Below are 16,260 nucleotides of genomic sequence, written 5' to 3' on the forward strand. Positions count from 1 at the left end.
CGAGCTTGCTCGCGATGGCGGTATAACAGCCAACATAGATGTTGAATGTGATGGCCTCATCGCGAGCAAGCTCGCTCCCACAGTTTTTATTGCGTTACGGCTTAAGACTGTTTTTCGAACTTCAGGTCCCACACGCCATGCCCAAGACGTTCGCCGCGGCGTTCGAACTTGGTGATCGGGCGCTCGGCCGGGCGCGGGACGTATTTGCCGTCTTCGGCCAGGTTGCGGTAACCCGGCGCAACGTTCATCACTTCCTGCATGTACTCGGCGTACGGTTCCCAGTCGGTGGCCATGTGCAGCACACCGCCGACCTTCAACTTGCTGCGTACCAGTTCAGCGAACGATGCCTGAACGATACGGCGCTTGTGGTGACGGCTCTTGTGCCACGGGTCCGGGAAAAACAGCATCAGGCGATCGAGGCTGTTGTCGGCCACGCAGCGGTTGAGCACTTCGATCGCGTCGCAATCGTAGACGCGCAGGTTGGTCAGGCCTTGAGTCAGCACGCCATTGAGCAGCGCACCAACACCCGGACGGTGCACTTCCACGCCGATAAAATCCTGTTCCGGCGAGGCCGCGGCCATTTCCAGCAGCGAATGACCCATGCCGAAGCCGATTTCCAGGGAGCGCGGCGCCGAACGGCCGAACACCTGATCGAAGTCCACCGGCGCATCGGCCAGCGGCAGGACGAACAGCGGCGTGCCCTGCTCCAGGCCTTTTTGCTGGCCTTCGGTCATGCGTCCGGCGCGCATCACGAAACTCTTGATGCGGCGGTGTTGGCGCTCTTCGCCTTCTTCCGTCTGGATTGGCGTGTCGTTTGATTCAGTCATCAATGGCTCTTACTTGATCAGACCATCCAGCGGCGAGGAGGCGCTGGCATAGAGTTTTTTCGGCATGCGGCCGGCGAGGTAGGCCAGGCGGCCTGCAACGATGGCGTGTTTCATGGCTTCAGCCATCATGATCGGCTGCTGGGCATGGGCGATGGCCGAGTTCATCAGCACCGCTTCGCAACCCAGCTCCATCGCGATGGTGGCGTCGGAAGCGGTACCGACACCGGCATCCACCAGCACCGGAATCTTGGCTTCTTCGAGGATGATCTGCAGGTTGTACGGGTTGCAGATCCCAAGGCCTGTACCGATCAGACCGGCCAGCGGCATCACCGCGATGCAGCCGATTTCCGCCAGTTGACGGGCGATGATCGGGTCATCGCTGGTGTAAACCATCACGTCGAAACCTTCCTTGACCAGCACTTCGGCGGCCTTGAGGGTCTCGATCACGTTAGGGAACAGGGTTTTCTGGTCCGCCAGCACTTCCAGCTTCACCAGGTTGTGGCCGCCGAGCAGCTCACGGGCCAAGCGACAGGTGCGCACAGCCTCGGTAGCGTCGAAGCAACCGGCGGTGTTAGGCAGGAAGGTGTAGCGATCCGGCGACAGGACTTCGAGCAGGTTTGGTTCGCCCGGGTTCTGGCCGAGGTTGGTGCGGCGCACGGCGAATGTGACGATCTCGGCACCCGAGGCCTCGATGGCCAGGCGGGTTTCTTCCATGTCGCGGTACTTGCCGGTGCCTACCAGCAAACGCGACTGGTAAGTACGACCGGCCAGGACGAAGGGCTTGTCGCTACGAACGATGCTCATGGGAAATCCTCTGTAGGGGTGAGGTTCTTGCAGAATTCTGTGCCCTTGCGGGCCGGGCGACTAGCCGCCGCCGATGGCGTGTACCACTTCGACATTGTCGCCGTCGTTCAGCCTGGTGTCGGCATGCTGGCTGCGCGGGACGATATCCAGATTGAGTTCGACCGCCACCCGGCGTCCGGTCAGTTCCAGACGGGTCAGCAGGGCCGCAACGGTTTCACCGTCGGGCAGTTCAAGGGATTCGCCGTTCAACTGAATGCGCATGCCGCAAACCACCATCATTTTTAGGGGCTGGCATTCTAGCCCGATCAGTCTTGGCGACCCAAGCCATTCGTCATGAAATGGACTGCTCAGTCAGCTCAACCGCCAGGCGGCGCTCGCCGCACCGGCAAAGGGCACGGACTAGCCTTGTAACAAACCGAACAGTCCAAGCCGTACCCGAACCTTCTATATTCGACATCACGCGCCGACGCCGCACCAACACTGTTGACGCACCCACGGAGGGCCTGTGTCCAGCGTCAACTCGACAACGAACATCCCCGCTATCGACGGCCTGCGCGCTGTCGCGGTCCTGAGCGTGATCATCTTTCACGCCGACTTCCTGAACGTTCTGCCCGGCGGTTTTACCGGCGTCGACATCTTCTTCGTGATCTCAGGCTACGTCATCAGCCAGTCGCTTTCCGCTCGCTCCAACAGGGGATTCGGAGAGTATCTCGCAGACTTTTATCGCCGCAGACTCTTGCGAATTGTCCCGGCACTGCTGTTGGTTCTACTGGTATGCAGTCTGGTCTCGGCGATGTTCGTGCCACAGGCCTGGCTCAGCATGCAGAATGACCGTACCGGCCTGGCCGCTTTCTTTGGCATGAGCAACTTCGTACTGGCCTGGGCCTCCGACACCTATTTCTCGCCTTCCACCCTGCTCAACCCCTATACCCACACCTGGACCCTCGCCGTAGAAGAGCAGTTCTACCTGATATTCCCGCTTATCTACTTCGTCTGGTTGCGCTACCAGGAACGCAACAACTTCATCTGGGCGCTCCTGCCCTTCCTGGCGCTGATCTCACTGGCGTTCAGCGCCATTCAGACACAGGCCGATCCGCTCATAGCGTTCTATCTGCTGCCCAGCCGATTCTGGGAGCTGGCCGCAGGGGCAATCCTTTACCAGTCGATCAGCACAGGCCGCTTCACCCTGTATTCGGCTGCCGCACCCCGAGCCATGCTTCTCGGCGGACTCACCTTGATCATCGGCGCACTGCTCCTTGCCGACGAAAACCATTTCCCCTTCCCTTGGGCACTCGTCACTGTTTGCGGCACCTTGCTGGTCATCACCGCCCTGGCACAGAAAACCGACACACCTTCCCTACCCCTGCGCCTACTGCAATCGTCCCCCGCGACCTATATCGGCCGGCTGTCCTACTCGTTGTATCTCTGGCACTGGCCAGTCCTGGTGTTCCTGCGCTGGACCACCGGCCTGGAGCAACTCGCCGTACAATTGGCCTACCCTGTCATCATCACCGCACTCGCTGCGCTCTCTTACCACGCAGTTGAGACGCCGATGCGCACCGGCAATTGGCTCCTGCAACGCCGGGCCTGGATCACGATCGCCTCGTGCCTGGCGGCGACCGGCCTGTCCTGGTCAGGTGCGCGGTGGGTGTCCGAGAATACCGAGGCGCTGTCGCTGAGCAAAACCAGCGATACCTATACCTGGTTCTCCAGACGGTTGCCGCAACGCGCGACCAGCGAACCGCTCAAAGACTTGCAATGGCAAGGACGTCAGCTGTTTGTAATTGGCGATTCGCACGCAGCCGCCTACCGCACGATGTTAAGCCTCGCATCGCAACAACTGGGTATCAAGGTCGTGGAATATGAGCGCGGCGGCTGCGCGGTGGTCAGCCTTATTGCACCAGACCCGCAAGGTGCGTGCACTCAAGCCCGGGAAAGAGCCCTGCGCAATATTGAAGCGCAGGCAAACCCGGGAGATATCGTCTTCCTCGCTTCGTTGCGAATGCCAGAGATGGCAGGGCGAGAGTGGGCACGCGGAGAACAGGAAGTCGTCAACGAAGTGCTTTCTGAATTCACACTGCAGCAGATTGAAGGCGCCCAAGCCTCCGCCGAAGCGGTGCTGACGCGCCTGATGACCTCCAGACTGCAAGTGCTGATCGATGCTCCCAAGCCTCTATTCAAAGCCCCACTCTATCGCTGTTCGGACTGGTTCAACCGGATGAACCCGATCTGCGCCCCCGGGTTCACCATGGAGCGCGACCAACTTGAGCAGCTACGCGCGCCGCAAATGGCGCTGATCGACCGGTTGACCCGCCTATATCCGATGCTTCAGGTCTGGGACCCGCTACCGCTGTTGTGCCCGGGCCGAACCTGTTCAGCCTTTGACGACGATAAACCGCTGTTCCGCGACGGCGATCACCTCAGCGGACATGGCAACCGCATCCTTGCGCCGGCTTTCACGCAGGCACTGCTGAACGCCTTGAAAAACGCGGGTTGATTCCGCTAAAAACTCACGTGGCTGCATGATCACAAATGCGCGCCGTCAACTTAACCCAAGCGCCAAGCGGCGAAGCCCAGGCAGAGCCAGCCGATCAGGAATGCCAGGCCGCCGAAGGGGGTGATGATCCCGAGCTTGCTGACGCCGGTCATGGTCAACAGGTACAGACTGCCGGAAAACAGCAGGATGCCGACTACAAACGATGCACCCGCCCACGTGATCAGTCGACCGGGAATCTGCGTGGCCAGCAGCGCAACGCCCAGCAAGGCCAAGGTGTGCACCAATTGGTAGGTCACGCCGGTGTGGAAAATTGCCAGGTACTCGGGCGTCAGACGGCTTTTCAAGCCATGGGCGGCGAACGCGCCAAGGGCAACGCCAGTGAAGCCGAAGAAAGCGGCCAGCATCAGAAAGCCACGCAGCATGAAGAACTCCAGTCAGACTCGATCCACAGGGTCTGTATAATGGCCCGCTCAACGGGTTCGGCCAAGCCATCTCTATGCTGCGTATATTTTTGCGACGATTCACGAAGGCCCTGCTCTGGTTCGCGGGTGGCAGCGTATTGCTGGTTCTGATTTTTCGCGTGGTACCACCACCTGGAACGGCCTTGATGGTCGAGCGCAAGGTCGAATCCTGGTTCGACGGCGAACCCATCGACCTGCAACGCACCTGGAAACCCTGGGATGAAATCTCCGATGACCTGAAAGTCGCGGTGATTGCCGGCGAGGATCAGAAATTCCCGGAGCATTGGGGTTTTGACTTTGGCGCGATCCAGGCCGCATTGGCCCACAACGAGCTCGGCGGATCGATTCGCGGTGCCAGCACCCTGAGTCAGCAGGTCTCGAAGAATCTGTTTCTGTGGTCCGGCCGCAGCTGGCTGCGCAAAGGCCTGGAAGCCTGGTTTACCGGACTGATCGAAGTGCTTTGGCCCAAGCAGCGAATTCTCGAGGTGTACCTCAACAGCGTTGAGTGGGATGACGGTGTGTTTGGCGCCGAAGCAGCGGCCAGGCATCACTTTGGCGTCGGCGCTCGCTCGTTGTCCCGGCAGCAGGCCAGTTCGCTGGCTGCGGTGCTGCCTAACCCGCGCGTTTGGAGTGCCGGTCATCCAACCAACTATGTCGCACGGCGAGCGGGATGGATTCGGCGACAGATGAGTCAGCTCGGTGGTGACAGCTACCTTGCAGGGCTCAATGATTCGCGCCGCGCACCTTGGGCACAGTAGCCAATCTCCTGAATACCTGAGAACCCCTGTGGGAGCAGCTTGCTCGCTCCCACAGGGGAGCACGGTGAAGCGGAAAATGAGCACCAACAAAAACGCCCCGATCAATGATCGGGGCGTTTTTTGTTGTCGGGCGCGCAGGTTAAGCGGCGATCGACAACTTGAGCTTGTTCATCGCGCTCTTCTCGAGCTGACGAATACGCTCGGCCGACACGTTGTACTTCTGCGCCAGGTCGTGCAGCGTAGCTTTTTCTTCTGCCAGCCAGCGCTGGTAGAGGATGTCACGGCTGCGGTCGTCCAGCACTTCAAGCGCTTCGTGCAGGTTGTGGTTCGAGTTGTCGCTCCAGTCAGCATCTTCCAGTTGACGGGCCGGGTCGTACCGGTGGTCTTCCAGATAGTTGGCCGGCGATTGGAAAGCACTGTCATCGTCCGCTTCCGCGGCCGGGTCGAAGGCCATGTCATGGCCGGTCAGGCGACTTTCCATCTCGCGCACTTCCCGAGGCTCTACACCGAGGCTTTCCGCCACACGGTGGACTTCCTCGTTGTTCAACCACGCCAGACGCTTCTTCTGGCTGCGCAGGTTGAAAAACAGCTTGCGTTGAGCCTTGGTGGTCGCGACTTTCACAATGCGCCAGTTGCGCAAAATGAACTCGTGGATTTCCGCCTTGATCCAGTGCACGGCAAAGGACACCAGGCGTACACCCATTTCCGGGTTGAAGCGCTTCACGGCCTTCATCAGGCCGACGTTGCCTTCCTGGATCAGGTCGGCCTGAGCCAGACCGTAACCGGAATAGCTACGGGCGATATGTACAACAAAACGCAGGTGGGCGAGCACCATCTGCCGAGCCGCCCCCAAATCCTGCTCATAATAGAGACTCTCGGCCAGTTCACGCTCCTGCTCCGGTGTCAGCAATGGAATGCTGTTCACCGTGTGCACATAGGCCTCCAGGTTTGCACCCGGGACCAGAGCATATGCAGGTTGCAAAGAATTGGTCATACGAAAAAACCTCCGACTTACATAACTCGTGCAGTTCAGCACTGCGAAAATTGACCGGAAACCGAAAGACAAGTTCCCATAAACGCTGAAAGGTCAATACGAGCAAAATGATACTACTTAGGCGCAAGCTCCCTCAGGTGGCGTGCGACTGCAATCCATGCACCGATATACCCCAACAGCACCGCGCCAAGCAAGAGCGACAGACCGTCGGCAACTGGCACTCCGGCCAGCGCGAAATCACTGCCGTACAAGCCGGCCAGCCCCACTACCGCGTCGTTCAGCCAATCAAGGCCAAACGCCAATACGCCCCAGGAAAGAATCCCCGCACCGAAGCCATAAAGCGCACCCATATACAGAAAGGGCCTACGCACATAGCTGTCAGTGCCGCCGACGAGTTTAATCACTTCTATCTCTGTGCGGCGGTTTTCAATATGAAGACGAATGGTATTGCCTATCACCAAAAGTAATGCAGAAACCAAAAGCACGGTCAGACCGAAGACAAAACGGTCGCCCAGCTTGAGGATCGCTGCCAGACGCTCGACCCAGACTAGATCAAGTTGCGCCTGTTGTACCTTGGGTAACTCGGATAGTTTTTGTCTTAATGCTTCAAGGGCGGGCTTGTCGACTTCATTCGGCGTCACCAGAACCACGCCTGGCAGCGGGTTCTCCGGCAGTTCCTTAAGCGCCTCGCCCAGACCGGACTGCTGCTGAAACTCTTCGAGCGCTTGATCGCGGCCGACATATTCAGCATCCGCGACGCCGGGCATCCCCTTGATCTGCTCGCGCAGCGACTCACCCTCAGCCGGGCTGGCCTCGATTTGCAGGTACAGGGAAATCTGCGCCGCACGCTGCCAGGAACCGCCGAGGCGTTCGACGTTACTTAGCAAAAGTGACAGGCCCATGGGCAAACTCAGAGCCACCGCCATCACCATGCAGGTAAAGAAACTACCGACTGGCTGCTTGCCCAAACGACGCAAGCTATCGAGCAGACTGGCCCGATGACTCTCGACCCAGGCGCGGAACAACGTGGCGAAGTCCGGACCGTCATCATCGTCGCGTTTTTTCTTCTGCGGCTGCGGATCGGCGGCCTTTGGGGCCACGCGCTCGGAAACCTTGGGGCTGCGTGTCGCACTCATACGCCCGCCTCCCCGTCGCCGATCAATCGGCCGCGCTGCAGGGTCAGCATGCGGTGACGCATACGGGCGATCAGTGCCAGGTCGTGACTGGCAATCAGCACACTGGTGCCCAGACGGTTGATGTCTTCGAACACGCCCATGATTTCTGCCGCCAGACGTGGATCGAGGTTACCGGTCGGCTCATCTGCCAGCAGCAAGGCCGGGCGGTGAACGATGGCGCGGGCGATGCCGACGCGCTGTTGCTGACCGGTGGACAGGTCGCCGGGGTACAGATCGGTCTTGTCCGAGAGCGCTACGCGCTCCAGGGCCGAATCCACGCGTTTGGCGATCTCGGCCTTGGACAGTCCAAGGATCTGCAAGGGCAGCGCGATATTGTTGAACACCGTGCGATCGAACAGCAACTGATGGTTCTGGAACACCACGCCGATCTGCCGGCGCAAGTACGGAATCTGCGCATTGCTGATGGTGCTCAGGTCTTGACCGGCCAACAGCAATTTGCCGGTGGTCGGACGCTCCATCGCTAGCAGCAGGCGCAATAAGGTGCTTTTACCGGCGCCAGAGTGGCCGGTCACAAACAAAAACTCGCCCCGACGGACTCGAAAGCTCAGCTCATGCAAGCCGACGTGACCGTTCGGGTAGCGCTTACCGACTTGCTCGAAACGAATCATGAACGCTCCCGCTCGGCAAACAGTGCCTGGACAAAGGGTTCTGCTTCAAAAGTACGCAAATCATCGATGCCTTCACCGACGCCGATGTAGCGAATGGGCAAGCCAAACTGCTTGGCGAGGGCGAAAATCACCCCACCTTTGGCGGTGCCGTCGAGCTTGGTCAGCGCCAGGCCGGTCAGTTCGACGGTCTGGTTGAATTGTTTGGCCTGGTTGATCGCGTTCTGCCCCGTACCGGCATCGAGCACCAACAGCACCTCGTGAGGCGCGTCGGCGTCGAGCTTGCTGATCACCCGACGAACCTTCTTCAGCTCTTCCATCAAATTGTCTTTGGTGTGCAGACGACCGGCGGTGTCGGCGATCAGTACGTCGATGCCACGTGCCTTGGCCGCTTGCACGGCATCGAAGATAACCGAAGCCGAGTCAGCGCCGGTGTGCTGGGCGATGACCGGGATCTTGTTGCGCTCGCCCCAGACCTGCAATTGCTCGACGGCGGCGGCGCGGAAGGTATCGCCGGCCGCGAGCATGACTTTCTTGCCTTCAAGTTGCAGCTTTTTCGCCAGTTTGCCGATGGTGGTGGTCTTGCCGGCGCCGTTGACGCCGACAACCAGAATCACGAACGGCTTGCTCTGCGAAGTGATTTTCAGCGGTTGCTCGACCGGCTTGAGCATCGCCGCCAGTTCCGCTTGCAGGGATTTGTACAGCGCATCGGCATCGGCCAGTTCTTTACGGGCGACTTTCTGGGTCAGATGCTGAATGATCACCGACGTTGCCTCGACGCCAACGTCGGCAGTCAGCAGGCGGGTTTCGATGTCTTCGAGCAGCTCGTCATCGATGATCTTCCTGCCCAGAAACAGGCTGGCCATGCCTTCGCCGATGCTGGCGCTGGTCTTGGACAAGCCTTGTTTCAGGCGGGCGAAGAAACCGGCTTTGGTTTCTTCGGTACGCGCAGGCTCGGCAGGCGCTTCGACGGGAGCGACAGGTGCGGCAACGGGAGCGACAACCGGTGCGGGTGCTGGAGCAACCGGAGCAACAAATGCAGGAACGACAGGCTCCAGGACCACGAACGCAGGCTCGGCCATGACAACTGGCGCGACAACCGGCTCAACCACTGGCGCCTGAACGGGCTCCGGAGCAAATGCGCTCGGCGCTGGAATCGGCGGCGCAACGTACGGCGCCAGCTCATCTTCGACCAATGCCACCGGCTCTTCCGCCACAGGCAAGGTCAGCCACGGCTCTGCGGTTGGCGCCAGCGGCAGCTCAACCACCAGTTCAGTTTCAGGCTCAACCTCGACTATCGGTTGCAGCACCGGCTCAGCGATCGGCAAGACAACCGGCGCGGGCTCTTCTTCTATGACCGGCGCAGGTGTTGGCTCAGGAAGTGGCTGTGGCTGTTCGACGACGGGTTCCTGCGGCTTTTTGCGCAGCCATCCGAACAGGCTTTTCTTCTCACCAGCCGCAGCTGGGGCTTTCTTGTCGTCGTTGGAACCAAACATGGAGGACGGCTATCTCACGGTAGCGACGCGCCAAAGGGCGCCCCGGCAAATAAATATTCGATGCAGAACAGACTGCGATTGACCCAGCTTGTTCACGCGCAACATTTTGTCGAGGTGCAAACAGCACCTCAAAGGTTGACTAATACGAAGGACTGGAACGGCATCGTCGGCGAAAACGCAGAGTTTAGCTGACAAACTCAAAGCTTCCGCAGGTAACCCATACAACCTTCCGGCCGATCAAAGGCCTGATAGGCGTGGCCGCCAGTAAAACGGACCAGTATCCTAGCACCCTCTCGCCCGTAGACGCTAAGACCAAGCGGGCAGCCCCAAAGGTTTAAAAACGAATGAATGCTTTAGCCCGCCGCGCTGCAGGCCTGCTGCTCAGCACAGTTTGTCTGCCCCTCTCGGCCCTGGCTGCCGATCCACAACCCACTCACGAATTCACCCTCGATAACGGCCTGAAGGTCGTCGTGCGCGAAGACCACCGTGCGCCGGTGGTGGTTTCCCAAGTCTGGTACAAGGTCGGCTCAAGCTACGAGACCCCGGGTCAGACCGGTTTGTCCCACGCCCTGGAACACATGATGTTCAAGGGCAGCGAAAAAGTCGGCCCCGGCGAAGCTTCGCTGATCCTGCGCGACCTCGGCGCTGAAGAGAACGCATTCACCAGCGACGACTTCACCGCTTATTACCAGGTGCTGGCCCGTGACCGTCTGGGCGTGGCCTTCGAGCTGGAAGCCGACCGCATGGCCAGCCTGCGTCTGCCGGCCGACGAGTTCGCCCGCGAGATCGAAGTCATCAAAGAAGAACGTCGCCTGCGCACCGACGACAAGCCAATGTCCAAGGCCTACGAACGCTTCAAGGCCATGGCCTACCCGGCCAGCGGTTACCACACGCCGACCATCGGCTGGATGGCTGACCTCGACCGCATGAAAGTCGAGGAGCTGCGCCACTGGTACCAATCCTGGTACGTGCCGAACAACGCCACGTTGGTGGTGGTCGGCGACGTGACCCCGGACGAGGTCAAAACCCTGGCCCAGCGCTACTTCGGCCCGATCGCCAAACGTGATGTGCCATCGGCGAAAATCCCGCTGGAACTGGCCGAGCCCGGCGAACGGCAGATCACTCTGCATGTGAAGACCCAATTGCCGAGCCTGATGCTGGGTTTCAACGTGCCAAGCATCGCCACCGCTGAAGACAAACGCTCGGTCAACGCCTTGCGCCTGATCTCCGCCCTGCTCGACGGCGGCTACAGCGGACGTATTCCGACACAACTGGAGCGCGGCGAAGAGCTGGTGTCCGGCGGTTCGTCGAGTTACGACGCTTATACCCGTGGTGATAGCCTGTTCACCTTGTCCGCAACACCCAATACCCAGAAAAAGAAAACCATGGCCCAGGCCGAAGCCGGCCTGTGGAAGCTGCTCGAACAGCTGAAAACCACCGCGCCGTCCGCTGAAGAACTGGAACGAGTGCGGGCTCAAGTGATTGCCGGCCTGGTCTACGAGCGTGACTCGATCACCAGCCAGGCCACCGCCATTGGCCAACTGGAAACTGTTGGCCTGTCGTGGAAGCTGATGGACACCGAACTCGCCGAGCTGGAAAGCGTGACCCCGCAAGACATCCAGAAAGCCGCCAAGCTGTATTTCACCCGCGAACGTCTCAGCGTCGCCCATGTATTGCCAGAGGAGACGACTCATGAGTGAGCGTAAAAAACCGCGCCTGGTCCTGATGGGCCTGATCGCCGTCGCATTGATCGGGTCTGCCGCGTTTTACTTCTCGAAGACCGACGAATCCAAGGCCAGCGAAGCCCTCGACAAGGCCAAGGCCAGCCAGAAGCTGCAATCGCTGGCTGAACTCGACGGCAAGGCGCCAAGCCACCGCACCCTGGACGTGCAGACCTGGAAAACCGCCGAAGGCGCCAAGGTACTGTTCGTTGAAGCCCGGGAGCTGCCGATGTTCGACATGCGCCTGATCTTCGCCGCCGGCAGCAGCCAGGACGGCAACGCACCCGGTCTCTCCGTGCTGACCAATGCCATGCTCAACGAAGGTGTAGCCGGCAAAGATGTTGGTGCCATCGCTCAGGGCTTCGAAGGCCTGGGCGCAGACTTTGGCAACGGCGCCTTTAAAGACATGGCACTGGCTTCCCTGCGCAGTCTCAGTGCCGCGGACAAACGCGAACCGGCCCTGAAGTTGTTCTCTGAAGTCGTCGGCAAACCGACCTTCCCTGCCGACTCCTTTGCGCGCATCAAGAACCAGATGCTCGCCGGTTTCGAATACCAGAAACAGAACCCCGGCAAACTGGCGAGCCTGGAACTGATGAACCGTCTGTACGGCGATCACCCGTATGCGCATTCCAGCGACGGCACGGCGAAAACCGTTCCGGCGATTACGGTGGCGCAGATGCGCGCGTTTCATGAGAAGGCCTATGCGGCGGGCAACGTGGTAATTGCGCTGGTGGGCGACCTGTCTCGCGCCGAGGCGGAGGCGATTGCTGCACAAGTCTCCAGCACGCTGCCAAAAGGTCCTGAGCTGGCGAAAATCGCGCAACCGGAGGAACCGAAAGCCAGCATCGGCCACATCGAGTTCCCGTCCAAGCAGACCAACCTGATGCTCGCGCAACTGGGTATCGATCGTGACGACCCGGACTACGCGGCACTGTCCATGGGCAACCAGATACTCGGCGGCGGTGGCTTTGGCACCCGGCTGATGAGCGAAGTGCGCGAGAAGCGTGGCCTGGCTTACGGCGTGTATTCAGGTTTCAGCCCGATGCAGGCGCGCGGCCCGTTCATGATCAACCTGCAAACCCGCGCCGAGATGAGCGAAGGCACGCTGAAACTGGTGCAAGACGTGCTCGCCGACTACCTTAAAACCGGCCCGACCGAGAAAGAACTCGATGACGCCAAGCGTGAACTGGCCGGCAGCTTCCCGCTGTCCACTGCCAGCAACGCCGATATCGTTGGTCAGCTCGGCGCCATGGGTTTCTACAACCTGCCGCTGAGTTATCTGGATGACTTTATGCGTGAGTCCCAGGGACTGACGGTCGAGCAGGTCAAAACCGCACTGAACAAACACTTGAGCACGGACAAAATGGTCATCGTCAGCGCTGGCCCGACCGTGCCGCAAAAGCCGTTGCCGGCCCCTACTGATAAACCTGCCGAGCAACCGCTCGGGGTTCCGGAGCATTAATGGCCACTCGTCCTAAAAAACCCGTTCACAACGTGCACAACGGTGTGAACCAACTGCGCATCATCGGCGGTGAATGGGGCAGCCGAAAGCTGAGCTTCCCTGACGCACCGGGCTTGCGCCCGACCCCGGACCGGGTGCGTGAAACCCTGTTCAACTGGCTCGCGCCGTACGTTGCCGGGGCCAAAGTGTTTGATCCGTTCGCCGGCAGCGGCGCATTGTTCCTCGAGGCGTTGTCCCGTGGCGCGGCCATTGGTCAGGCGCTGGACGCCAGCAACATCGCGGTCGCCAGCATCAAGGAGCATCTGGGCACGCTGCGCTGCACCACCGGCCAGATTCAGACCGCCGACGCCCTGCGCTACCTGGAAACCCAGACAGCGACCGCGTACGACGTGGTGTTCCTCGACCCGCCGTTCAACCAGAATCTGTTGCCGACCGTCTGCACGCTGCTTGAAGAGCGTCAATGGCTGGCCAACGAGGCCTGGATCTACACTGAAAGCGAAAACGCGCCATCGATACTCGGTCTGCCAGGCAACTGGCGCCTGCACCGTGAGCAGAAATCCGGGCGGGTTTACTACGCGTTGTGGCAACGTATGGCAGAGATCGCCGGTTAATCGACCGGTTTGAAAAAGGTGCGTGCCTCAAGCGAGGCTCGCACCGCTGCATCGAGAACAAACGTGTCCCATCCGCCAGAACGCTTCACCCCGGCCTTCGGCCTCGGCAACCCGCACTTGCAAACCTTGTGGGGGCCGCTGTGGCGCAAAACCACGCACATCGAACGCCAACGCGAACGCTTGTGGCTTGAGGATGGTGACTTTCTCGATCTCGACTGGCACGGCCCGCACAGCGCCGATACGCCACTGGTACTGGTGTTGCACGGCCTGACCGGCTCTTCAAATTCGCCTTACGTGGCTGGGGTGCAGAAAGCACTGGGCGCGCAAGGCTGGGCCAGCGTCGCGCTGAACTGGCGCGGCTGCTCAGGCGAGCCGAATCTGTTGCCGCGCAGCTACCACTCCGGCGCCAGCGAAGACCTGGCCGAAACCATCAAACACCTGCGGGCCAAACGCCCTCTGGCGCCACTGTATGCGATCGGCTATTCCCTGGGCGGCAATGTCTTGCTCAAGCACTTGGGCGAATCCGGCAGTGACAGCGGCGTGGTCGGTGCGGTGGCGGTGTCGGTGCCGTTTCGTCTCGATCAATGCGCCGACCGTATCGGTCAGGGTTTCTCCAAGGTCTATCAGGCGCATTTCATGCGCGAGATGGTGGCCTACATCAAGAATAAGCAGCGGCAGTTCCAGCATGACGGGCGCGAGGATGGACTGGCGACATTGGCTGAGCTGGGCTCGCTGGAGAACATGCGCACGTTCTGGGATTTCGATGGCCGGGTCACGGCGCCGCTGAATGGTTTTGCTGATGCCGAGGATTACTATCGCCGCGCCTCGAGTCGCTATTTCCTTGGCGAGATTCGTACGCCGACCCTGATCATTCAAGCGGCCGATGACCCGTTTGTCTTTCCTCATAGCCTGCCGCAAGCCGAGGAATTGTCCGCCTGCACTCAATTCGAACTACAGCCCAAGGGTGGGCATGTCGGCTTCGTCGATGGCTCGCTCAGGCAACCGGGTTACTACCTGGAACGACGCATCCCGCAGTGGTTGACCGCCGTGGGTCGCGAGTAATGGGTTTGCTTATCAGAGCGCAAATCCAAGTGTGGGAGCGAGCCTGCTCGCGAAGGCGGAGTAACAGTCAACACTAATGTCGACTGACCCGCCGCTTTCGCGAGCAGGCTCGCTCCCACATTATTTGGGTCTGTGTTTACTCGCCCTTGGCGATGCCATGCGCGGGATCATTGATCCACTCGCTCCATGAACCGGCATACAAAGATCCCAACGGATACCCGGCCAGACACAAGGCAAACAGGTTGTGACACGCCGTCACGCCAGAACCGCAGTACGCGACCAGATCGGTCGGCAAACGATGACCGAGTTTCGCGGCAAAACGCTGCTTGAGCTGATCCGCCGGCAGAAAACGCCCGTCGCTGCCCAGGTTGTCAGTGAACGCCGCACATTGCGCGCCGGGGATGTGCCCGGCAATCGGGTCGATCGGCTCTACTTCGCCTTTGAAACGCGGCAAGCCGCGGGCATCGAGCAAGGTCAGCGCGGGCTGGCCTAGACGTTGCTGAAGCTGTTCGGCGCTCAAGATCAGCGCGTTGTCCGGCGCCCCCGTGAAGGTGCCCCGTTCAATCTGCGGCGCATCAAGACTCAGGGGCAAACCGGTCGCATGCCAGGCCTTGAGCCCGCCATCCAGAATGAACACGCCGTCACGTTTGCCCAGCCAGGCCAGCAACCACCAGGCCCGCGCCGCGTAGGCACCCGGACCGTCGTCGTACAAAATCACATCGCTGTCGGCGTTGACGCCCCAGGTTTGCAGACGTTCAATCAAGTCTTCAGGTTCAGGCAACGGATGGCGCCCGGTCACACCCTTGATCACTGTCCCGCTCAAATCACGCTCAAGATCGGCAAAGCTCGACCCGGCAATATGCCCTTCGGCATAGCTGCGTTGACCGTAATCCGGGTCTTCGAGGGCAAAACGACAATCCAGAATCACCAGCCCAGGCTGCTCCTTTTTCAGGTCCAACGCTTGCGGGCTGATCAGTTGCGCAATGGGCATAACGGGCTCCTGTGATTGGGCGATGTTTGATCCTACTGCACTTTCTATCCCACTTCTTCCAGCGCTTGGGCCAGCGGCACGTAAAACTCCTTGAACAGTGCATTCACCGCGTCGCGGGACTGATCCGTGACAAAACCGGCCTCAAGCACCAGCACCTGATACACACCACGTTTAATGGCCTGCTCGCTCAGGTGATTGGAATTTTCACGTGTGGTGCACAGAAAACGCACCCAGGACGTCAGGATGATCCAGGCATTGAGCGTCAGGGATTCGATCTGAACCTTGTCCATTTGCAGGATGCCGGCCTCGACGAAGCCCGCGTAGATGTGCGTGCCATGGATCAAACAGCGTTGGGAAAAGCGCCGATAACGGGCGGCCAGCTCCGGATCGCTGTCGAGCAAGTGCTCCAGATCGCGGTGCAAAAACCGGTAGCGCCACATGGCGGCCAGCAATTCCTGAAGGTAGAAGCGCTTGTCTTCGACCGTGGCGGCACGACCCTGGGGCGGGCGCAGGAAGCTGTCCACCAGGCTTTCGTACTCACTGAACAGCACGGCGATGATCGCCTGCTTGTTGGGAAAGTGGTAGTACAGGTTGCCCGGGGAAATTTCCATGTGGGCAGCAATGTGGTTGGTGCTGATGCTGCGCTCACCCTGCTGATTGAACAGCTCCAGGCTGTTCTGCACGATGCGCTCGCTGGTTTTGATCCGAGGGGCCATGGCTTGGGCTTTAATTCAGAGTGCGTTGACGGGCATCTTACGACCTAACGGGGAGTGGA

Annotated in this window: 16 protein-coding genes; 6 read left to right on the forward strand and 10 right to left on the reverse strand. The window is 60.0% G+C overall.

Annotation, left to right across the window (positions count from 1 at the left end; all coding sequences use genetic code 11):
* Positions 1-101: 101 nt before the first annotated feature.
* The 3 genes from trmB to thiS are packed head-to-tail and all read right to left on the reverse strand — an operon-like array spanning position 102 to position 1,892.
* The gene (trmB, locus tag ACYZT7_RS30385; RefSeq protein WP_462039336.1) at positions 102-827 is read right to left on the reverse strand and encodes a tRNA (guanosine(46)-N7)-methyltransferase TrmB; all 726 of its coding nucleotides are present in this window, start codon (positions 825-827) and stop codon (positions 102-104) included.
* Positions 828-836: 9 nt separating this feature from the next.
* Positions 837-1,631, reverse strand: a complete 795-nt coding sequence (locus ACYZT7_RS30390) for a thiazole synthase (RefSeq protein ID WP_007897902.1) — start codon at positions 1,629-1,631, stop codon at positions 837-839.
* Positions 1,632-1,691: 60 nt separating this feature from the next.
* Entirely contained in the window at positions 1,692-1,892 is a 201-nt protein-coding gene (gene thiS / locus ACYZT7_RS30395) for a sulfur carrier protein ThiS (RefSeq protein WP_462039337.1), read from the reverse strand.
* Between the two features lie 244 nt (positions 1,893-2,136).
* Here thiS and ACYZT7_RS30400 point away from each other — a divergent pair, with 244 nt between their 5' ends.
* On the forward strand, positions 2,137-4,128 hold the full coding sequence (locus ACYZT7_RS30400) for an acyltransferase family protein (protein WP_462039338.1): 1,992 nt from the start codon (positions 2,137-2,139) through the stop codon (positions 4,126-4,128).
* A gap of 50 nt (positions 4,129-4,178) precedes the next feature.
* On the opposite strand, the gene ACYZT7_RS30405 is transcribed toward ACYZT7_RS30400, so the two are convergent.
* Complete coding sequence (locus tag ACYZT7_RS30405) at positions 4,179-4,550, reverse strand: DUF423 domain-containing protein (RefSeq protein WP_462039339.1); 372 nt, start codon at positions 4,548-4,550, stop codon at positions 4,179-4,181.
* 74 nt (positions 4,551-4,624) lie between these two features.
* On the opposite strand from ACYZT7_RS30405, the gene mtgA reads away from it, so the two are divergent.
* On the forward strand, positions 4,625-5,347 hold the full coding sequence (gene mtgA, locus ACYZT7_RS30410; protein WP_462039340.1) for a monofunctional biosynthetic peptidoglycan transglycosylase: 723 nt from the start codon (positions 4,625-4,627) through the stop codon (positions 5,345-5,347).
* Positions 5,348-5,486: 139 nt separating this feature from the next.
* Here the strand turns inward: mtgA and rpoH are convergent, their stop codons facing one another.
* The 4 genes from rpoH to ftsY form a co-directional block, all read right to left on the reverse strand.
* Positions 5,487-6,341 (reverse strand): RNA polymerase sigma factor RpoH, encoded by an 855-nt coding sequence (gene rpoH, locus ACYZT7_RS30415; RefSeq protein WP_007897890.1) that lies wholly within the window; start codon positions 6,339-6,341, stop codon positions 5,487-5,489.
* A gap of 113 nt (positions 6,342-6,454) precedes the next feature.
* On the reverse strand, positions 6,455-7,477 hold the full coding sequence (gene ftsX, locus ACYZT7_RS30420; RefSeq protein ID WP_462039341.1) for a permease-like cell division protein FtsX: 1,023 nt from the start codon (positions 7,475-7,477) through the stop codon (positions 6,455-6,457).
* Positions 7,474-8,145, reverse strand: coding sequence for a cell division ATP-binding protein FtsE (gene ftsE / locus ACYZT7_RS30425; protein ID WP_008152655.1), 672 nt, complete (start codon positions 8,143-8,145; stop codon positions 7,474-7,476). Before ftsE ends, ftsX begins: the two co-directional genes overlap by 4 nt.
* Positions 8,142-9,638, reverse strand: coding sequence for a signal recognition particle-docking protein FtsY (gene ftsY, locus ACYZT7_RS30430; RefSeq protein WP_462039342.1), 1,497 nt, complete (start codon positions 9,636-9,638; stop codon positions 8,142-8,144). Before ftsY ends, ftsE begins: the two co-directional genes overlap by 4 nt.
* Before the next feature lie 344 nt (positions 9,639-9,982).
* On the opposite strand from ftsY, the gene ACYZT7_RS30435 reads away from it, so the two are divergent.
* The 4 genes from ACYZT7_RS30435 (at position 9,983) to ACYZT7_RS30450 (ending at position 14,494) form a co-directional block, all read left to right on the forward strand.
* Positions 9,983-11,338, forward strand: a complete 1,356-nt coding sequence (locus tag ACYZT7_RS30435; RefSeq protein ID WP_462039343.1) for a M16 family metallopeptidase — start codon at positions 9,983-9,985, stop codon at positions 11,336-11,338.
* Positions 11,331-12,821 carry a M16 family metallopeptidase gene (locus ACYZT7_RS30440; RefSeq protein WP_462039344.1) on the forward strand — a complete coding sequence of 497 codons (1,491 nt, stop codon included), beginning with the start codon at positions 11,331-11,333 and terminating at the stop codon, positions 12,819-12,821. The genes ACYZT7_RS30435 and ACYZT7_RS30440 overlap by 8 nt, the downstream gene beginning before the upstream one ends.
* On the forward strand, positions 12,821-13,432 hold the full coding sequence (rsmD, locus tag ACYZT7_RS30445) for a 16S rRNA (guanine(966)-N(2))-methyltransferase RsmD (RefSeq protein ID WP_462039345.1): 612 nt from the start codon (positions 12,821-12,823) through the stop codon (positions 13,430-13,432). The genes ACYZT7_RS30440 and rsmD overlap by 1 nt, the downstream gene beginning before the upstream one ends.
* Positions 13,433-13,495: 63 nt before the next feature.
* Positions 13,496-14,494, forward strand: a complete 999-nt coding sequence (locus tag ACYZT7_RS30450) for a hydrolase (RefSeq protein ID WP_462039346.1) — start codon at positions 13,496-13,498, stop codon at positions 14,492-14,494.
* Between the two features lie 136 nt (positions 14,495-14,630).
* On the opposite strand, the gene ACYZT7_RS30455 is transcribed toward ACYZT7_RS30450, so the two are convergent.
* A complete protein-coding gene (locus ACYZT7_RS30455; protein ID WP_462039347.1) occupies positions 14,631-15,485 on the reverse strand; it encodes a sulfurtransferase in 855 nt (284 codons plus the stop codon).
* A 44-nt stretch (positions 15,486-15,529) separates the two neighbouring features.
* Positions 15,530-16,201, reverse strand: coding sequence for a TetR/AcrR family transcriptional regulator (locus ACYZT7_RS30460; protein ID WP_462039348.1), 672 nt, complete (start codon positions 16,199-16,201; stop codon positions 15,530-15,532).
* Between the last annotated feature and the right edge of the window lie 59 nt (positions 16,202-16,260).

This window comes from Pseudomonas sp. RT4P38, assembly GCF_054897765.1.